Source organism: Segatella buccae ATCC 33574 (genome assembly GCF_000184945.1).
GTDB classification, from domain to species: domain Bacteria; phylum Bacteroidota; class Bacteroidia; order Bacteroidales; family Bacteroidaceae; genus Prevotella; species Prevotella buccae.
In genome coordinates, this window is record NZ_GL586311.1 from 3,014,925 (window position 1) to 3,033,979 (window position 19,055).

Sequence of the window (19,055 nt, forward strand, 5' to 3'; positions counted from 1 at the left end):
TGTCGGACTAAACAACGGAGATGAAAATACGAGCAAACGAAATAAACGGATGGATTCATGCGGACATTCCGTTGACGACGGCCGATTGGCTTCAAGTTTTACAGAATGAAGATACACCGGATGACTATGTTTATGCGGTGTTGAAATTCTATTATGAACCGGAACACAAGTCAACGTGTGCCAATCTTGGAAGCAAGTATCTGGAATCGGCAAAATGGTTTAATGCCGAGATCATGAATTTTGGCAAGAGAGTTCAGTCACAGTTCGATTTCACGGTTGAAGGACTTGACGGCCAATACACTTACTGGGTGACAGTGATGGACGGGCAAAAGGAAAATGGACTTTTTGCCTGGAAATTGAAAACCGAACTGGTAGAGGCAGTCAGGCAATATCTTTATGGACAGCTCCTTGAGGTCTATAAAGAAAAAAGACGGATACTGCCCATTAAAACGTATGACGGGGATGAATCTTATAAGTGGGATTTGATAACAGATAGTATCGGCAAGCCTTTGTTGAAAATAGTGGATTTGGTCAGACGGACAAATCTGATTTACACAAGTTTGGTTGGCCCTACGCTGAATTTTGCATTGCGCAACAATCCTGCGCAGTTTCAAAAGGTTCTTGAGGGTTTGTGTGACAGTTCTAAACCTTTGGATGAGCGTATACTACACTACTCCAACATCATGAAAACAGTTGCTAATGACCCTGCCAATGACAAACAAAAGTTGTTTGCCAATGATGAACGGACGGCTTCTGTGATTCTTACGTGCCACGACCCTCAACGATATACGTTTTATACAAATGGCGTTTACATGCGTCTTTGTCGCTATCTTGGAGTTCCTTCAAACCGTGTGTACTCCAAATACAGTCATTTTCTGGAGCTTCTGCAACCTTTAGTGACCCTTATTGCAGGCGATGATGAATTGCGGAACATTGTCGGGACAAGTCTTGAAGGTAAAATCAAGAGCGATCTGTTATTGGCCCAAGATGTTTGTTGGATGATACTGGTGCGTGAACCGTCATTTCTACCCACTCATAAAAACACCTTTATGGGGACAATACAAGATACAGAAAACGCCAGAATGGATAATATGCAGCAGTCTAATCCTTATCAAAAGTATATAGACCTTTTGGAGGCCAACCACAATTTGATACTTGTGGGGGCTCCGGGAACGGGGAAAACTTTTTTGGCCAAGGCCATAGCCCGGGCGATGAATCCTGATGACGAACCGGGTTTTGTGCAGTTCCATCCGTCGTATGATTACACTGATTTTGTGGAAGGGCTGCGCCCGACGGCTCCCGATGGTGACGGACAGGTAGGATTTGAAATGCGTGATGGAGTCTTTAAGTCGTTTTGCATCAATGCATTGAACAATCTGGTAGATTCCCGCAAGTCGGTGACGGAGTTGCAGAGAGAACTCGATGCGCGCGAACGTTTGGACCAGTTTGTGGCTGAAGCCATTGAGAGCGGTAGAGAGTTTCATACTTCATCCACCAAGAACAAGTTCTCAATAGTTGATGCTTCGGAATCCACCATTACGGTTTATATTCCCAATAACCCCAAGGTGAATCTGCTCATCGTCAACAGAAATGACCTTGTTACGCTGTTGAGCGACAAAGAGGTGCGTATAGAATCAGTGGGCGATGTGAAGCTTTATTTTGGCAGAAAGCATAATACACAGCAAGATTCCTATGTCTTTGTACTTTACCGGCAACTGCGCGAAATGGCAGCCAAAGCATCTAAGGCTTCTGCTGTCAACGAAAAGAAATATGTGTTTATCATCGATGAAATCAACCGTGGAGAACTTTCAAAGATCTTCGGCGAATTGTTCTTCTCCATAGACCCCGGATATAGAGGGACGGAAGGACGGGTGAGAACGCAGTATGCCAATATGCAGACAAGTGCCAATGCTTTTGACAGCGTGCTTAAATCCACCTGCTACGGACATTTCTTTATCCCCGAAAACGTGTATGTGATAGGCACAATGAATGACATCGACCGTAGTGTGGAGAGCATGGACTTTGCCATGCGCCGCCGCTTCGCTTGGTTGGAGGTGACGGCTGAAGACAGTATGGCCATCATCGACTTGTCGGACGAGCTGCAAACGATAGGAGCACCGTTGGAAGAAATCAAAGGGCGTATGCGCCGGTTGAACGAAGCGATAGCCGCCACTCCCGGACTGAGCACGGCCTATCAGCTTGGCGGGGCTTATTTCTTGAAATATGCGCGTGTCAGGAGCTTTGATGCCTTGTGGGAGACTTGTATAAAAGGTGTGCTCGACGAGTATCTGCGAGGACGGCGAGATGGTGCAGAACAGTTGGCGAGACTTCATGATGCCTATAACGGACGGCTGACTGATGACGTGGATGGAGAATGATTACCAACGACAACTCACGTAAAGAGATTGCTCTGGAAGAGCATACAGAGTATCTGCGCGTACTCTCCGAACATACGATAGAGGGGCTCTGTGCCAAGATGGGGGCTGATCTGTTGGTGTTTCCAAGTCGACTTGACGCTCATGGAGAGCAGATAGGGAAAGAGCACATATTCCGGTTGGAAGACGGATATATGATTACGGGCAACGTGATGGGCTTTGTGGGCTATCGGGGCACGCAGGTCTGCATTCGCTCACGTTTCGCTTCCGATGGCAGAGACTACTTCCTCCACTACATGCTGCAAAAGGTGTTTGCGCCCCATCTCTTAAAACTGGACACCACCAGTGACGATGAGCAGATATTCGACTTGCTCGTTTTCATGTTTCCCCATTTCCTGAATAGGGCTTTGCAGCAGGGATTGTATCGGGAATATCAGACCCGGATGCACAATGATGCTAACCTCAGAGGGCGCATAGACATCAACAGGCATATCCGCCTCAATCCTCTTTTTGACGGACGGGTAGCTTATTCCACCCGCGAACTGGAATATGACAATCCTATGACAGAGCTTGTCCGCCACACCATTGAGTATGTCTGTGAGCAATCGTTGGGCAACATCATTCTGTCGGCCGATGCCGAGACGATGGATAATGTGGCGCGCATCAGAGCTGCCACCGGTCGCTATCAGCGAGTGGACAGACAGCGGGTGATCGATGACAACCTTCATCCTTTCACCCATCCTTATTTCTCTGGATATGCCGACTTACAATCAGTGTGCCTGCGCATTCTCCGCCGAGAGGAACTGAAATATGGAGTCTGTGACGACACAATCCGGGGTGTTCTCTTCGATGGGGCTTGGCTGTGGGAAGCTTATCTGGCCACGGTGTTTCGCAAGATAGGTTTCAAGCATCCTCAAAACAATCTTCGGACAGACGGCTTGTGCCTTTTTACTGACGGTACGGGAAAGCGTTATCCCGACTTTTACAAAGAAAACAGAGTGCTCGATGCCAAATACAAACGCTATGAAGGGGTGAAAGTCAATGCTGTGGGCAGAGAAGATTTACATCAGCTCGTCACCTATATGTATATGACTAAAGCTTGCTACGGAGGTTTGGTGGTTCCGCTTCAAAGTCGGGAGCAATCGACGGAGAGCAAGAAACTTTGCGGCTATGGTGGTATTATTTCTTTATACGGTCTGTCGGTGGATTCGTCAGCTGTTTCTTATGGGGAGTTTGTTCACAACATGGAGGTGGCAGAACGAGAGCTTTTAGATGAATTGCAAAGGCCGGAGGAGTAATTTTCTTAGATGATTTTATATCAAGAGGCAGGTGGCTTGTCAACTCAAGTCACCTGCCTCTTTTGTATAGAAAGGGCATCCCGCTTCATGAAAAGGGCATCTTGTTGATGCCGATGCGCTTCACAATCGCCTCAGGGTGCAGCCCGGCGGTGTGCATCAGGCATAGCTGTGCATGCCGCCGAGGAAGTAGTTGACGCCGAAGTAGGTCATGAGAATGGTGAGGAAGGCGATGGTGGTGTAGAGATGGTAGGCCGTGGGGCGGCTGAAGAGGGGGAAAGAGCGGGTGTGGAGCACCACGGCGTAGACCATGAAAGTGATCAGCGCCCATGTCTCCTTGGGATCCCAGCTCCAGTAGGTGCCCCAACTGATGTTGGCCCAGATGGCACCGATGAAGATGCCGAGGCCCAGCGTGGTGACGGCCGGATAGAGGAACAGACGGCTGAGTGCCTGCAACTCGACGCCCTTGCGGGGGAGGAGCAGACCCATGAGGCCGCAGATGAAGGTCATGGCCAACAGGGCATAGCTCATCATGATGATGCCCACGTGGATGCTCAGCAGCGGACTGTTGAGCACGGGCATCATCCGCCCGATGGCGGGATCCATCTGCGAGATGTGACTCACGAGCAGGAAGAAGCCCGAGAGCAGGAAGCCGAACACCACCACGATGTGGGCCTTGCGCCATGCAAGGAGCGAGAGCAGTTGGGTGAACCACGCCACGACAAGCATCGTCTCGTAACCGTTGCTCATGGGCACGTAGCCGCTGATGATCCAGCGCAGTGCCAGTGCCACCGTCAGGGCGAGCATCGAGAGCACCATGAGCACGACAAACAGCGGGCCGGAGGCGGCCGACAGCCTTGCCATGAGGCTTCGCTTCCCGGTGGGGCGGGCCGAAGTGTCATCCTTACCCGTCAGTTTGCGGATGGTGAGGCCGAGGGCGATGAGCCCCAACGTGAGGTTCACGACGAAGAGAATCGTGGCAAACGGCACACTGTTGTAGAGACGCTCGGCCTCCACCTCCCGTGGAGAGGGCATACCCGCTCCGCCGTTGCGCTGCTGATAGGCCATCACCTCGTCGATGGTCTTGTTCACATCGGCATTGCTGCCCGAGAGCGCATAGCGGTAGAGGTCGGCAAACACCTGCTGCATGTAGGCACTGTCGCGGGCACTCACAGCCCCCTTGTAGCTTCGGTTGGGGGCATACCACTGCGTAGAGCCCTTTGCCGTGTGGGGGAATATCTTCAGCGGTGCGCCCCCACGCAGTTCCATGATGAGCTGCACTTTCTCGTCGAGTTCCACCGCATCCTGATGAAAACCGTCTTGCGCCCCATGGTAGTATTCCTCCACATACTGCTTGAGGCGGTAGTCGCCGGCCAGAAAGAGGTCGTTCACCGACACGTAGTCGGGCAACTGGAGCGTGGATTTCAGTTGTCCGCCTTTCACCTTGATGATTTTCTCGCCCGCCCACTGGTCGCCCCAGAAGATGAATCCCGTGAGCACCTGTTCGGGCGTGCAACCCCGATAGCTGCGCTTGCCGCAGAGCTTCTTCGTCAAGTCGTAGGCATAGGTCTGCAACGGCGCGATGCGGTCGTTGTAGAGCACGCTCATGCGGCCGAAGTGGTCGGCTGTGCGGCGGGGGAAGGTGGTGGTGGCTGCAACCGGCTGTTGCAGGGCCATGAGGGCGAGGATAGCCAGCGCGCCCTTGCGCAGCACATCGCTCCGGAGCAGCCGGCGGAAAGTGCCCCGGGGGTCGACGAGCAGCCACAGGAGCGAGAAGAAGAGCAGGGCGTAGCCCACGTAGGTGACGGGAATGCCGTAAGGGTCGCTGTTGATGGCCAGCACGCTGCCCCGGCCGTCCTCGTCGTAGGAACTCTGATAGAGGCGCACGCCGCCGTGGGAGGCTATCCTGTTCATCGAAACCGTGTAGCGGTTGGCCGCTCCGTCGCCCCCGATGCTGATAATTGACTCATAGTCGGCTGCGGCCTTGGTGCCTTCGTGATAGCGGATGTTGAACTTCTCGAGCTTCACCTTGAAGGGCAGGCGGGCCGGTTCCATGCCTTGCCCATCCTTGGCCGCCATATATTCGGCGGTGGACTGGCCTTGCCGCAGGTGTATGGCCCCCCGACGGGCTGTGAGCCGGGTGAGCAATGCGCCGGCGAGGATGACCACGAAAGCGGCGTGGAGCAGCAGAGTGGGCCACCGGTGCAGGCGGCTTTGGGCGATGTAGACGATGCCGGCAGCCGTGAGCATGGCCCACAGCAGGGTGAACCACCACGTGTGGTAGAGGTCGCCCGCGCCCAGCTTTTCACAAAATGTGGCGGCAGCCATGACGGCCACCACCACGATATACAGAGAGAAAGTTATTTTCTTGATCATTGATCAGACCTTCCGTGTCGGTTGTATGCGCCCTTAGATGGAGCGCAGGAATTTCACCACAGCGTCGCGGTCGGCCTTGGGCAGGTGGTAGAACTTCACCGCACTCCAGTAGGCGTCGCTGTTTTTGCTGTAGGCATGCCACATGATGGCCTCCACCTCGTTGCGTGCCCGGCAGTCGTGCAGACGGTCTTCGGCACCCGTGTTGAGCAGGCTCAGGCCGCGGCCCCACAGCGGTGTGGTGCGGCACCAGCTTCCGTGTATGCCGTTTTTCATGTAGAGTCGGTGCTGTATCATGTCCGTGTAGGGATAGATGGTCTGATGGGCATACTTCGGCAGGTTGAGGTTGTTGTTCTTGATGGGGGAGGGCACCCAATAGTTGTCGTCGCCCGTCTCCCATTTCGGACGGTGGCAGCTGGCACAGCCCATCTCCATGAAGAGCTTCTTGCCGCGCTGTACGGTAGCGTCGTTGAGGTCGCGGGCGCGTGGAACGGCCAGTCCGCGGTGCCACACCATGTACTGCCAGAAGTTGTTGTCCGTCATTTCGGGCTTGAAGTTGTGGTAGGCGTTGTTAAACTGGTTGGTCTTCGGGTCGAGCAAAGCCTTCACCGCAGCGGCGATTCCGGCCTCGGTGCCGTCATTGTAGTAAGGCGACGAGGGGTCTTTCTTGATAGCTGCAATCACCTTCTTGTTCTCGCTCATGGCCTTAGCCCAGGCCGTGGTGGTGTAGAGGTAGGGCCGGTCGCTGCGGCTCACGTTGGGGATGTTCCACATGGCGTTGGCTCCCGCACCGTCTTGGAGCGAAGCGCGCGTCATGGCGTAGGTGAAGCGTTTCACCTTCATCTGGCCATCGGCCAGTTTATACCACGCCCCGTTGGGTTTGCCGAGTGTGGGGTCTCCGGCCCAGTCGCCCTTGGAGGCATCCCAGAAACCGGGGTTGAGCACCTTGGCGATGTCCACGCCGCGCTTCTGTGCCGCAGCCGCCTGCCGGATGTATTCGGCCTTGATGCTGTCTTGCGGGATGGCATCGAGCAGTCCCGTGCCGTAGAGGCCGATGGTCGACTCCAGCCTCACGGCATAGTTGGTGGGTATGGGGTTGGTGTTGAAGGCGGTGGGCAGGATGGTCACTTCGGGGTAGATGAGCTCATACCTCTCGCCGTCGGGGAACTGCATGGGCAGTCCGCTCTCCATGGCGGTGACGGTCTCCCACTTCATGGTGATGCCTTTCTCGTTTACAGGCGGCAGGAAGGGCGACACGGCGCGCGTCTGCGGCATGCCCGTCACCTCGGAGATGTAGGGCCCGTCGTCGCTGTTGGCACCGTCTACGGGGTGATAGATCACGAGCAGATAGCCGTTGCCTTTGTGGTCGGCATCGTAGGACTCGACGCGCTTGCCGTGGCCGTAGCCGGGGTGGCAGTGGATGCAAGACGAGCGCACGTAGGCCGGGCCAAGGCCTGCAAAGTCTTTGGTAGAGGGGGTGGAAGAGGGGAGGAAATCGTGCTCGAAGAAGATTTCCCCGCGCTTGAAGGCATCCAGCAGATTGGCGTTTCCGACGGCTGGCGTCTCGTCTTCATAGCAAGAGGCGGTGGTGTTTTCGGTTGTTCCCTGTTCTCCTCCGGGATACCACTCGCTCGGGGTGAAGCCGTTGGTGGCCTTGCCTACATATTTGTAGTCGTCTTCGCCGTTGGTGCTGATGCCGCCGGCCGTGGTGCCGCCGTTGTCATCGTCGTGGCAGGCGGTGAGCGAAAGGCCCATCATGGCTGCCAGCATCAGCGGCCCGTATGTCTTGAATGTTTTCATCATGTTTTTGTTTTATGGGAAATAGTGTCCGGAGGCCTTGGGTCTTCGGACACTATTCTTTTTGGTTTGTTGTAATAATCAGTTCTTCAGAATCCACTGCGAGGCCTTGTTCAGTTCGCTGTCGAGCTCGCCCACAGCGTCCATGGCAGCCTTCACGAGCGGGGCACCCGGGTTAAGCACGAACGGCGTGCCGCTGGTCTGGCAGGCCTTCAGGGCCTTCAGGGCAGCCGTGAGTTTGGCGTTGATGAGGGCAGCCTCCACCACATTGTAGGTGTTGAGGTAGCTCATCAGCGACTTGGCTGCGTAGGTGTTCCCGTTGTAGTTGCCATAGAGCGAGTTCTGGATGCTCATGATGTTGTCGTAGAAGTCGGTGAACGAGTTGTAGCTGTAAGGCGACTCGATGTAGTTGGGGTCATCGGGCTCCATCTTGCCGTCTTCACCCTGATGCTGTGAGTTCGGGTCTTTCGATGCACGGTAGGCCTGTCCCATCTTCTGGTCGGCCACCTCGGCGCAGATGTTGGAGCAACCCGACACGAGGATGGTCTCCACCACTTTCTTCACCGAGCTCTGTGTGCTCTTGGCCGTGCCGGCCTGCAGCAGGTCTTCACCGTAGGTCAGGCCTTTTTTGGTCAGGGTCTTGAAGTCGTCGAAGTGCTTGGCGCACTCGGCAATGCGGGCCTTGTAGGCAGCGGAGGCGGCAGGATTCCAAGCCACCACGAGCTGGTAGCACTTGTCGCGCAGGTCGCCGGCCACGGCTGTGGCGAAGATCACTTCTTCCTTGGCAGTCACGTTCTTGCCGTCGAAGATGTTCTCATACTTCTCCACCTCGTCGTTGTTGAAGAAAGATGCGGGGCGGTTTTTGCCGTCGCGGAAGAAGATGAACTCAATGCCGTGGAAACCGAGGTTCTCGGCAGTGAGGTTCTTGCGGGTCACTTCGATGTCTTCAGCCTCTTTGTCGAGGGTCTTTATCTTGGCGTCGCTGGCCAAGTCTTTGGCCAGTGTGGGCACGTCGAGGGGCCAGCTGTCGATGTGCGGGTCGATCTCGAAGTCGCTGGCAGCCCCGTAGAGGAATGCCTCCGACTCCTCCCAATACTGGCGGGCGGCCTTGTAGGAAGTGCAGATGGCGTCGATTTCGCTCTGCTCCACCCTTGTGCCGGCTTTCAGCTTGGCCTTGAGGGCGTTGATCTTGGCGTAGAGCCCTTCAGCCTCGGAGGCCAGATTGCCATAGGTGGGGTAGACCACGTTGTTGAGATACTCTGCGGTGAGGTCTTTCACGGCCTGTTCCTGCTTCTCGATGGTGGTTTTGCCGTCATCGCCTTTGTCGTCGTCGCTGCACGAAGTCATGCTCCATGTCAGCGTACATGCTGCTGCGAAGAGCATGGCATACTTAAACATCTTTTTCATGTTGTTTTCCGTTTTTTATGTTAATTGCAATGATACTGATTTCATTTGCGGGCAGCCCGAAGCACCAATATGTGAGCCCCTACAGCAGCTTGAATCTTTTACCTTTTGAATGTTTCAATTTTTGCATCTTACAAGAAGAATCCCTCGTAGGCGATGCCGATGTTGAGACTCGGCTCGTTGTTGAGCGGGCTGCGCAGCTTGCGGTAGGAGTAGTCGCACTTGACGGCTATCTGCGGCAGCGGATAGTAGTTGGCTCCCACGGTGAACACCCGGCGGTTGGTGTAGTTGTGGGTGGATTCGGGCTGTGAGGCCTCGTTGATGTAGGAGTCGTAGTAGTCGTAGCGGCCGAAGAGATAGAGCTTCTTGTTGGCCGCCCTCATGCAGCTGATTTGCGAGAACACGTTGTAGCCGGCCTCGATGCCGATGGCCACGGCATTCTTGCCCACCTGCGTCTTGTTGTAGGGCGAGGTCTTGATGCTGTTGCGCTTGGCACTGTTGAGCATGGGCGTGTCGGAGATGTATCCGTAGTCGGCCTGTCCGCGCAAAATCCAGTTGTAGCGGTTGAAGGTGAAGTCGAACGAACCGATGTAAGTGTTGGCCTTCACGGTTCTGTAAGGTCCGTTGACCATATCGTTGGGGTAGGTGTTGTGCATCGACTGTCCGTAGTAGCCGCTCAGGCCCAACCGCAGTCCGGGCAGCGTGTAGTTGTCCACGCGGAAGGCGAAGCCGTATTTGTTGGCGGGCTTGAACTCGTAGGCCGAGCCTGCCCCGCCATGCACCCATCCGTCGCGGGAGAACATCATGGCGTTGAGTCCGGCCACCATCATCACCTCATACTTGAAGTCGCCGTGGCGGCCCCAGAGGCTGATGCCCGTGTCGTGCCACGTGGAGGGGAGCACCGTGTTCTCGCCCTCGGGGCGGTAGACGGTGAAGAAGTTGAGCGGCTCGTGGTGGGCGTTGTTCAGTCCCACGGGCACGATGATGTGCCCCAGCTTCACGTTGGCCCAGTCGGCGAAACGCTTGTTGAGCCAGAACTGCTCGATTTCCACCTCTCCGCCTTTCTCTATCTCGTGCTCGTATTCGCCGCCCTCGTCGTTTTCCACTTCGATGGCCGAGCCCGTGCCCGTGTGCTCAAACTCTATTTCGGTGCCCATGGTCCACCCCTTTCCGAAGTCGTAGCCCAGATAGACCACGGCGTGGGGAATGTCAAACCGCCCGTTGCTCTTGTCGTTTTTGTGTCCCGGAGCGTCTTGGTAGCGGTAGTAGCTGTCGCTGTAGAACATGCGGCTGTAGACCACTTCACCATATCCGCCCACACTCAGGCGATTGCCTTTGACGTGGTTCATCACCGAGTCGGATGCGTTCACTTGGGCGTTTGCCGCGGACACACATCCTATGGCAAACACACCGGCCAAGAGGCCGTTTTTAAGAGTATTCATTCTTGAGTGTATATAAATAATGTATATTCCCTGTCATGAAAGGGTCCGGGACGGAAGCCGTGCCACCCTGCGTGGCGATGGGGCTGAAGGCAGGCCTACGGGCCGCACTCCACAAGCCGGAACCCCTTTCAAAATAATGTCTGTTCCCGCTGCAAAATTAGGAATATTTAAGAATCTCCGCAATACTTAGAACTCGGTAAATATCTTTCCCCTTGTGCCCGTTTTGCCTCTTCGCGTCATCATTTATGGTGATATAAAGATAGTGGCTCCCCTTTCCGTCATCATTTATGAGGAAGAAACCATGTCTGCCTTTTTTACCGTCGGTTTGCATTTTCCCCATTTTGGTTGTATCTTTGCAATGGCAAAGGGGAGTGCATGGCGCGCTCCCCTTTTTCGATCTTTCGCCTGCTGCCGCCCCCTCACCCTCCGAAAAGGGCTTTCCCGGCCCTGTTTTGGGTTGCAGTCCGGCCCGAACGGCCTTCTCAAAGAGCCTCTTTGAGGTTGTCGTTCGGGCTCTTTTGCAGGCTCGTTTGGGCCGGGTGGGAAAATTCGCAGGTTGGATGTGGCGAATAAGACGGATAATATGGGGTGGATGGCGGAGCGGGAAGAAATGCCATGTAAGGCTTTTTCACAACCTTGGTAAGTTTCGCACTATATGCGGCATAAGTTTTGATTTTTGTCAGATTTCATCTATATTTGCAATCATCATATTGACCCGTTGGCGGAATGATGGTTAGTGCGCGTGCTTGTATTCCGCCGACGGGATGGATGATGAATAAAAAACAAAAACATAGATGAATACAATATCCCCCTTCTCCAAACCCCTGTATGTCTTGGCAAAGCCGGTGGGTGCCTCGTGCAACCTGCGTTGCAAGTACTGTTATTATCTTGAGAAGTCGCATCTTTACCGGAATGCGCCTGCCCGCGTCATGTCGGACGAACTTCTCGAACGCTTCGTGCAGGAATACATACAGGCCCAGACCATGAGTCAGGTGCTCTTCACTTGGCACGGGGGAGAGCCCTTGATGCGCCCGCTTTCATTCTACAGGAAAGCGGTCGCACTGCAAGAGAAGTATGCCTTTGGTCGGCAGATAGACAACACGATACAGACCAATGGCACGCTGCTTACCGATGAGTGGTGCGAATTTTTCAAAGAGCATAACTGGCTTGTAGGCATCTCCATTGACGGCCCACAGGAATTTCATGACGAATATCGCCGCACGGCATCCGACAAGCCTTCTTGGCAAAAGGTGATGCGTGGCATCCGGCTGCTCCGGAAACATGGAGTGGAATGGAACGCCATGGCGGTCGTCAATGATTTCAATGCCGGTTATCCGCTCGAGTTCTATCATTTCTTCAAGGAAATGGGGGCAAAATACATTCAGTTTGCACCTGTCGTTGAACGCATGGCTGCGCATTCCGACGGCCGCCACCTTGCCACGCTTGTCGACCAAGAGTGTCCTGTGGCCGATTTCTCCGTCTCACCGGCACAATGGGGCGACTTCCTCTGCGCGATCTTTGACGAATGGGTGCGGCACGATGTGGGGCAGACCTATGTGGAAATCTTCGACTGTACCCTTGCTAATTGGGTGGGCGAGCGGCCGGGTATCTGTGTCTATGCAAAGGAATGTGGACATGCGGGAGTGATGGAATTCAACGGTGATGTGTATTCATGCGACCACTTTGTGTTCCCGGAATACAAACTCGGGAACATCAGAGACAAGACACTCGTCGAAATGCTCTATGGCGAACAGCAGCGGCAGTTCAGCTGCCTCAAGCATGCCTCACTGCCCAAGCAGTGCAAGGAGTGTGAGTGGGAGTTTGCGTGTCATGGCGAATGTCCCAAAAACCGGTTTGTGAACGACCGGTATGGGAATCCGGGACTGAACTATCTCTGTTCCGGTTACCGTCATTTCTACGAGCATGTGGCACCTTATATGGATTTCATGAAGAAAGAGTTTATGAATCAACGCCCACCTGCAAACGTGATGGAGGCCGTCAAACGGAAACGGATATAAAGCTTGTTGTGCGGGGGCTTACTGCCTCCTTCCCCCGGAAAGTGGGCGGGGAAGGGGCTTTTTGATGAAATACCCGAGACGGTGGGTGACGCCCTTGCGGTTGATGGAGCGCAGCACATAGATTCCGGGGGCGATGTCGGTCACGCTTATCTGCGAACCGCGCCACGAGCGCGAAGCCACCGTCTGGCCTTGCAGGCTCTCGATGAGCAGGAGCCCCGTGTCGGCCATGCGGGCCCCGGCAGGCACTTCCAAGCGATAGCCATCGCAGCGCAGCAGGGTGGGGGCGTGGTCGGTATCGCTGTCGGCAGGGGCACTCTGCAAGGCAAGGCTCTCGTTGCCGTAGCGGTCGATGGCCGTGATGGCGAAGCGGAGGTGGCCGCCCGCCTGTGCCGGCAGACTCATGGCGGCATGGGGCAGGCGTGTGGCGATGAGGTTGCGCGCGTCGCCGATGTCAACGGGCGATGAGGTGGAGGCATAGACATTGAACGCCACGCGTTGCACACCGGGTGGCATGAGCCGTTGCGCCTCGGTCTCACGATAGTGCCACGAGAGCTGCAACGTGGCCCCTTGCCGGCGCACGAGCAGGTCGGTGGGGGCCGGCGGCAAGTCGCGACTCTCCCATGTCATGGGCGGCACGAGGGCGGGATAGAGGTTGAAGCGGCGGCTCACGAAGCGGTAGATGCCCTGCACGTCGTCGGTGAGGAACTTGCCGCGGAAGAACGTGTGCCCCAATCCGAGGTGGCGCAGTTCGTTCATCTGCCTCACAATGTCGTCCAACCGCCAGTTGCCCTCGCGCGGGTCGAGGAAGTAGATGCCCAGTCCCGGGGCCACGATGCGCCCGGCGGAATGTTCGGCCCAGTCGATGGCAAAGGGGAAAAACTGTTCGTTGCGGAAATACATCATGGGGAAAAGCGCGTCCATGAACCCCTGCCGCAGCCACCCCTGCGCATCCTGACACACGCGGGTGTAGGCATTCCAGCCGTGGCTGCGGTAGCGTGCGAGGTCGTCGTGCTTGCCGATGGGCGCACAGCTCATTTTCACCCATGGCTTCTGCCGCTTCACCTCGCGGGCTATCTTGCTCACGATGTCTGTGATGCAGACCCGGCCCGCGTCGCGACCAACACGGATGTTCCACGTCTCGGGATAGCGTATGTAGTCGAGATGGATGCCGTCGATGTCGTAGCGGCGGGTGATGTCGCCGCAGAGTTGCGCCAGATAGTCGCCCGTGCGCGGGTCTTCGGGGTTCATGTAGCCGTCGGTGCCAATCCGTCTTACGACTCCCGGCAAGTGCTGTCGCAGCCGCCGGCAGCCCTCGCCGTTCCACTTGCCCACGGGTATGGTGACCACCCACGCGTGCAGTTCCATGCCCCGCTTGTGGCACTCGTCGATGGCGAAGCGCAGCGCGTCGTAGCCCGGGGAGCGGCCGGGGAAGCCCGAGAGGCAGCCGTCCCACGGTTCGTAGGGCGCGTCGTAGATGGTGGTGGCGCGTATGCGCGTCTGCATCAGCACGGTGTTGATGCCCGCCCGGTGGTAGAGGTCGAGCAGGCGGCACAGTTCGGCCTGCTGCCGCTCCATGGAGAAGCGCGACTGCGAGTAGGAGTGGGGCCAGTCGATGCCCCCTATGGTGGTGAGCCACACGGCCCTCACCTCGTGTTTGGGGGCCTGCGGAGCCACCGCCGACCACACGGCCTTGAAAGCTCCGCCGTCGCCGGAGCGGGCGGCCCGGAGTGCCGGGGATGGAAAAAGGAGGCCTGCACACCACAGGGTCAGGCAGAAGATGTATCTCATGAGCATGACGAATTCTTGTTGTCTATCTTGAAAAAACGCCACAAAGATACTTATTTTTTTCCTTATATCAAATATAATATGTACATTTGCATATCAATTTGCCGGACGGCAAGTCCGGTAGGAGCAGGAGGTTCGATGAAGGTCGGGCCATAAGGCTGTTGTCTTTTTTCGCTTATGCTCAAGCCACTTTTCCTGACGGGCGGAGCGAATGCCGACTCTCTTTGCCGCCTTTACTTCTGAGAGAAAGTTTTCTTTGACTCCTGAAAAAAAAGATTTGAACCAACTTAAAACGATTCCGAACAAATGATAACTTTGGGTTTGAGTCTGCTGGCACTCCTTGTCGGCTATCTGATTTACGGGAAATTCGTCGCACGGGTGTTTGGCCCCGACGACCGGCCCACTCCCGCCGTGGCCAAAGCCGACGGTGTGGACTTTGTGCCGTTGCCCACATGGAAGATCTTCATGATACAGTTTCTCAACATCGCCGGCACGGGGCCCATCTTCGGAGCCATCATGGGGGCGTGGTATGGGCCTGCGGCCTATCTGTGGATTGTGTTGGGATGCGTGTTTGCCGGTGCCGTGCATGACTATCTGAGCGGCATGTTGAGCGTGCGCCACGAGGGAGCCAACCTGCCCGAACTGGTGGGTGCCTACCTCGGCCGCAACACCCGTCGGCTCATGCTCGTCTTCTCCGTGCTGCTGCTCATGATGGTGGGCGTGGTGTTTGTCTACAGTCCGGCCATCATTCTCGAGACACTTGCCGGCACGAAGATGGAGTGGATTGTCGCCATCTTCATCTACTACATCGTGGCCACGATGCTCCCCATCGACAAGATCATAGGCAAGATATACCCCCTCTTCGCCTTCTCGCTGCTCTTCATGGCCGCCGCCCTGCTCGTGGGACTGCTCGTGAAACGGCCCGACCTGCCCGAACTGTGGACGGCCACGGCCGCGGCCAACAGCAATGTGCCTGCGGCTCTCTTGGGGGCCGACAGTTTCATGGGCACCAATCCGCTCTTTCCCTGCCTCTTCATCACCATCGCCTGTGGGGCCATCAGCGGTTTCCACGCCACGCAGAGTCCGCTCATGGCCCGTTGCATGAAGCACGAGAAGCTGGGCCGCCCCATCTTCTACGGGGCTATGATCACCGAAGGGCTCGTGGCACTCATCTGGGCCACGGTGTCGATGTATTTCTTCTACTACGGCGGTTGGCGCGAGGTGGTCGGCAGCGAGGGCGTGGAAGCCTTTCTGGCCCAGTATGCCGCCGGTGATGGCAAGACACTCGTGCAGTATTTCGATGCCCCCACGGTGGTGAAACTCGTGTGCGAAAACTGGCTCGGCGTGGCTGGTGGCATTCTCGCCCTGCTGGGTGTGGTGGCCGCTCCCATCACCAGTGGTGACACGGCTTTCCGCTCGGCGCGGCTCATCATTGCCGAAGCCATACACGTGGGGCAGCGCAGCATCAAAAACCGGTTGGCCATCTGCGTGCCCATGTTTGCCGCCGCGGTGGCCCTGCTCGTATGGCAAATGGAGAATCCCAACGGCTTCAACATCATCTGGCAATACTTCGGCTGGGCCAACCAGACGCTCAGCGTGTTCACCCTATGGACCATCACTGTCTATCTCACGCAGCGGCGTAAGCCTTTTGTCATCACCCTCGTGCCTGCCCTGTTCATGACCACGGTGTGCTCCACGTTCCTTTTCGTCAGTCCGCAGGCCTTCGGCCGTTTCCTGCCCGCCACTGTGGGCTATGGACTGGGGGCTGCCGCACTGGTGACGGCCTGTGTGTGGTTTCTGATGTGGTATAGGCGGTCGATTGCCGAACAATAAAAACAGAACTTTTGGAAAAACAATATCCCTCGGCCCTGCTCGAAAAAGCGGTGGGCGAATTTGCCAAACTGCCCGGCATAGGGCGCAAGACGGCCTTGCGGCTCGTGCTCCACACGCTGCGGCGCAACGATGAGGAGGTGGAACGCTTTGCCGCGGCCATCACCACGCTCAAGCATGAAGTGAAATACTGCCGCTTGTGCCATAACATCAGCGACACCGACATCTGCCCCATCTGTGCCGACGAGCGGCGCGACCGGACGACGGTGTGCGTGGTGGAGAACGTGCAAGACGTGATGGCCATCGAGAACACCCAGCAGTTTCACGGGGTCTACCACGTGCTCGGAGGCATCATCTCGCCCATGGACGGCATAGGCCCCGGCGACATCGAGATAGACTCGCTCTGCCGGCGGGTGGAAGAGGGCGGTGTGGAGGAGGTGATACTCGCACTCAGTTCCACGATGGAGGGCGACACCACCAACTTCTACATCTCGCGCCGGCTACAGGCCGCGGGCGTGAAGATCACGGCCATCGCCCGTGGCATCTCCGTGGGCAACGAACTGGAATATACCGACGAGGTGACGCTCGGGCGCTCCATCGTCAACCGCGTGCCCTTCGGGACATAGGGCCGTGGAGCCGCGGACATCGTGTGCTTACCGGCCCGACAGAACAAAAAGACAATCAACAAGACAATGGAAAAGACTCAAAAGACATTGATGACAACATGGTGGGTGGGCATTCTGGCGGCCCTGCTGCTGAGTGCGGCTTTCGAGGCCGAGGTGCTCGTGCCGGGTGGGCTCGAAGGCCGTCACGGCCTTGAATTCATGGTGCTTGCCGGCTTCGAACTGCTCACCATCGCAACCATTCCGCTCGCGTTGCGCCTGTTCAGGTTTGGGGCGGTGCGGGCCGCCCTCGAAGTCCGGCCCGCAGAGGCCTTGAAGAAGTGGGGCCTGCTGAGGCTGGTCCTGCTCGAAAGTCTGCTTGTGGCCAACACGCTGCTCTATTATCTCTTCGTGAAGGCGGCTTTCGGCTATCTGGCCATCATCCTGCTACTCTGTCTGTTGCTCGTGGTGCCCACCCGCAAGCGGTGTGAGGGGGAAGCCGGCCGGCAGGGATAGTCGCCGGCACGGGAAACGAAAACATGTCTCCGGAGAAACCAACGATTCATGATGAAGAAACTGACGGTTGTCATTGTCAACTACAATGTGAAAGACTATGCCGGGCAATGCCTTTGTTCGCTGCGGCGAGCCTTGGCGGGCATCGACGCGCAGGTGGTGGTGGTGGACAACCATTCGCGCGACGGCAGCGTGGAATATCTCTCGCGGGAGTTTCCCGAAGTGACGGTCATCGCCGGTCGGCACAACCTCGGTTTTGCCCGGGCCAACAATCTGGCCATTGCCGATACGGCGAGTGAGTATGTGCTGTTGCTCAACCCCGACACCATCGTGGGTGAGACGACGCTGCACGAGGCACTCGGCTTCATGGATGCGCACGCCGATGCCGGGTCACTCGGGGTGCGCATGTTGCAGGCCGACGGCAGCGATGCCCGCGAGTCTCGGCGCGGACTGCCACGGCCCGTCGTGGCTTTTTACAAGATGGTGGGGCTGTGCAGTCGTTTTCCGCACAGCCGGCGGTTTGCCCGTTACTACATGGGCCACCTGCCTTGGGACGCCCCGGCACGCATCGAGGTGGTGAGCGGTGCCTTCTGTCTGCTCCGTCGGGAGGCGATCGACCGTGTGGGGCTGCTCGACGAAGACTTCTTCATGTATGGGGAAGACATCGACCTTTCCTACCGTCTGCTGAAAGGCGGCTATCACAACTACTACCTGCCGGCCAAGATACTCCACTACAAGGGCGAGAGCACCCAGCATTCGAGCTTCCGCTATGTGCATGTGTTCTATGGCGCAATGCTCATTTTCTTCCGCAAGCACTACGGGGGCATGAGCCGTCTGCTGGCACTGCCCATCAAGACGGCCATCTATCTCAAGGCCTCACTGGCACTGCTGCGCATGGTGGCATGGCACACCCGGCGCATGTTGGGCTTCACGGATGCCGACTCATCCGCAGGCTGTCACTATCATTTCATCGGTTCGGAAGCGATGACGGCGCGTTGCCGGAAACATGCTGCACGCCATGGTTTGCGTGCTTCCTTCACCGTCGGCGACCGGCTGTCGCTGCCCGAGGGCCATCTTGCCCTGTCATTGTCCGGCGGCCGGGAAGCCGGCAAGGCGGCGCCGGCCTGCGTGGTCTATGACACCGACGCCTACCGCTATGACGACCTCTTCCGCATCTTCTCAGCCGATGCCGGCCACCGCTTCGTGATGGGCACCTACAGTGCCGCCACGGGCAAGATTGTGTTGCCCGACGAGGTGATGTGCCTTGAGGACTGAAGGTTGCCGGACAGTGGCGAATAATATTAACAAAAACACCTCTGCAGAAATTCTCCAATGAGGGCGGAATATCGGCTTCAAGCCACCGGAAAAGTCTGCCTGTTTTCTCATTCGGGTTCTCCGAACTTGCAAAAGGGCTACAGTTGAAAGCTGAAATGGCCACAGTTGCAACGCAACTGTGGCCATTTTTCAAACCCGTTTGGGCCTTTTCAGACCGGTTTTCGGCCCCCGTCTCATGTCAATAAAGTTCAAATGACTGATTGTCAGCGTTTTGGAAACATCGCCAAAATCGCTCATTTGCACCCGGGTGGCTTGCTTGTTGCAAACATCGCAAGCAGAGAGCCCG

12 protein-coding genes are annotated in these 19,055 nt (G+C 56.5%); 7 read left to right on the top strand and 5 right to left on the bottom strand.

Annotation, left to right across the window (positions count from 1 at the left end; genetic code table 11):
- Nucleotides 1-20: 20 nt before the first annotated feature.
- Together HMPREF6485_RS14415 and HMPREF6485_RS12000 are read left to right on the top strand one after the other, a co-directional pair.
- A complete protein-coding gene (locus tag HMPREF6485_RS14415) occupies nucleotides 21-2,378 on the top strand; it encodes an McrB family protein (protein ID WP_004346819.1) in 2,358 nt (785 codons plus the stop codon).
- Nucleotides 2,375-3,673, top strand: a complete 1,299-nt coding sequence (locus HMPREF6485_RS12000; RefSeq protein WP_004346822.1) for an McrC family protein — start codon at nucleotides 2,375-2,377, stop codon at nucleotides 3,671-3,673. The genes HMPREF6485_RS14415 and HMPREF6485_RS12000 overlap by 4 nt, the downstream gene beginning before the upstream one ends.
- A 156-nt stretch (nucleotides 3,674-3,829) precedes the next feature.
- Here HMPREF6485_RS12000 and ccsA read toward each other — a convergent pair whose 3' ends face one another.
- The 4 genes from ccsA to HMPREF6485_RS12020 all read right to left on the bottom strand — a co-directional run bounded on the left by ccsA (nucleotide 3,830) and on the right by HMPREF6485_RS12020 (nucleotide 10,686).
- Nucleotides 3,830-6,046, bottom strand: a complete 2,217-nt coding sequence (gene ccsA, locus HMPREF6485_RS14485; protein WP_004346824.1) for a cytochrome c biogenesis protein CcsA — start codon at nucleotides 6,044-6,046, stop codon at nucleotides 3,830-3,832.
- A gap of 33 nt (nucleotides 6,047-6,079) precedes the next feature.
- Nucleotides 6,080-7,846, bottom strand: coding sequence for a di-heme oxidoredictase family protein (locus HMPREF6485_RS12010; protein ID WP_004346826.1), 1,767 nt, complete (start codon nucleotides 7,844-7,846; stop codon nucleotides 6,080-6,082).
- A gap of 75 nt (nucleotides 7,847-7,921) precedes the next feature.
- The gene (locus HMPREF6485_RS12015) at nucleotides 7,922-9,247 is read right to left on the bottom strand and encodes an imelysin family protein (protein ID WP_004346827.1); all 1,326 of its coding nucleotides are present in this window, start codon (nucleotides 9,245-9,247) and stop codon (nucleotides 7,922-7,924) included.
- A gap of 128 nt (nucleotides 9,248-9,375) precedes the next feature.
- A complete protein-coding gene (locus HMPREF6485_RS12020) occupies nucleotides 9,376-10,686 on the bottom strand; it encodes a hypothetical protein (protein ID WP_004346829.1) in 1,311 nt (436 codons plus the stop codon).
- Nucleotides 10,687-11,480: 794 nt separating this feature from the next.
- Between HMPREF6485_RS12020 and HMPREF6485_RS12030 the strand changes: the two genes are divergently transcribed.
- Nucleotides 11,481-12,704, top strand: coding sequence for an anaerobic sulfatase-maturation protein (locus HMPREF6485_RS12030; protein WP_044126104.1), 1,224 nt, complete (start codon nucleotides 11,481-11,483; stop codon nucleotides 12,702-12,704).
- 18 nt (nucleotides 12,705-12,722) lie between these two features.
- On the opposite strand, the gene HMPREF6485_RS12035 is transcribed toward HMPREF6485_RS12030, so the two are convergent.
- Nucleotides 12,723-14,498 carry a glycoside hydrolase family 10 protein gene (locus HMPREF6485_RS12035; protein ID WP_052296825.1) on the bottom strand — a complete coding sequence of 592 codons (1,776 nt, stop codon included), beginning with the start codon at nucleotides 14,496-14,498 and terminating at the stop codon, nucleotides 12,723-12,725.
- Nucleotides 14,499-14,795: 297 nt separating this feature from the next.
- Between HMPREF6485_RS12035 and HMPREF6485_RS12040 the strand changes: the two genes are divergently transcribed.
- From HMPREF6485_RS12040 to HMPREF6485_RS12055, 4 genes are all read left to right on the top strand, one after another.
- Nucleotides 14,796-16,322 (top strand): carbon starvation CstA family protein, encoded by a 1,527-nt coding sequence (locus HMPREF6485_RS12040; RefSeq protein WP_004346837.1) that lies wholly within the window; start codon nucleotides 14,796-14,798, stop codon nucleotides 16,320-16,322.
- An 11-nt stretch (nucleotides 16,323-16,333) separates the two neighbouring features.
- Nucleotides 16,334-16,945, top strand: coding sequence for a recombination mediator RecR (gene recR / locus HMPREF6485_RS12045; RefSeq protein ID WP_004346838.1), 612 nt, complete (start codon nucleotides 16,334-16,336; stop codon nucleotides 16,943-16,945).
- A gap of 66 nt (nucleotides 16,946-17,011) precedes the next feature.
- On the top strand, nucleotides 17,012-17,437 hold the full coding sequence (locus tag HMPREF6485_RS12050; protein WP_004346839.1) for a hypothetical protein: 426 nt from the start codon (nucleotides 17,012-17,014) through the stop codon (nucleotides 17,435-17,437).
- A gap of 48 nt (nucleotides 17,438-17,485) precedes the next feature.
- Nucleotides 17,486-18,709 (top strand): glycosyltransferase family 2 protein, encoded by a 1,224-nt coding sequence (locus HMPREF6485_RS12055; protein ID WP_004346841.1) that lies wholly within the window; start codon nucleotides 17,486-17,488, stop codon nucleotides 18,707-18,709.
- Nucleotides 18,710-19,055 lie beyond the last annotated feature (346 nt).

Excerpts from the sequence above, each read along its gene's own strand:
- HMPREF6485_RS14415 (WP_004346819.1), top strand. The coding sequence starts at position 21 with ATGAAAATACGAGCAAACGAAATAAACGGATGGATTCATGCGGACATT.
- HMPREF6485_RS12000 (WP_004346822.1), top strand. The coding sequence starts at position 2,375 with ATGATTACCAACGACAACTCACGTAAAGAGATTGCTCTGGAAGAGCAT.
- ccsA (WP_004346824.1), bottom strand. The coding sequence starts at position 6,046 with ATGATCAAGAAAATAACTTTCTCTCTGTATATCGTGGTGGTGGCCGTC.
- HMPREF6485_RS12010 (WP_004346826.1), bottom strand. The coding sequence starts at position 7,846 with ATGATGAAAACATTCAAGACATACGGGCCGCTGATGCTGGCAGCCATG.
- HMPREF6485_RS12015 (WP_004346827.1), bottom strand. The coding sequence starts at position 9,247 with ATGAAAAAGATGTTTAAGTATGCCATGCTCTTCGCAGCAGCATGTACG.
- HMPREF6485_RS12020 (WP_004346829.1), bottom strand. The coding sequence starts at position 10,686 with ATGAATACTCTTAAAAACGGCCTCTTGGCCGGTGTGTTTGCCATAGGA.
- HMPREF6485_RS12030 (WP_044126104.1), top strand. The coding sequence starts at position 11,481 with ATGAATACAATATCCCCCTTCTCCAAACCCCTGTATGTCTTGGCAAAG.
- HMPREF6485_RS12035 (WP_052296825.1), bottom strand. The coding sequence starts at position 14,498 with ATGCTCATGAGATACATCTTCTGCCTGACCCTGTGGTGTGCAGGCCTC.
- HMPREF6485_RS12040 (WP_004346837.1), top strand. The coding sequence starts at position 14,796 with ATGATAACTTTGGGTTTGAGTCTGCTGGCACTCCTTGTCGGCTATCTG.
- HMPREF6485_RS12050 (WP_004346839.1), top strand. The coding sequence starts at position 17,012 with ATGGAAAAGACTCAAAAGACATTGATGACAACATGGTGGGTGGGCATT.
- HMPREF6485_RS12055 (WP_004346841.1), top strand. The coding sequence starts at position 17,486 with ATGATGAAGAAACTGACGGTTGTCATTGTCAACTACAATGTGAAAGAC.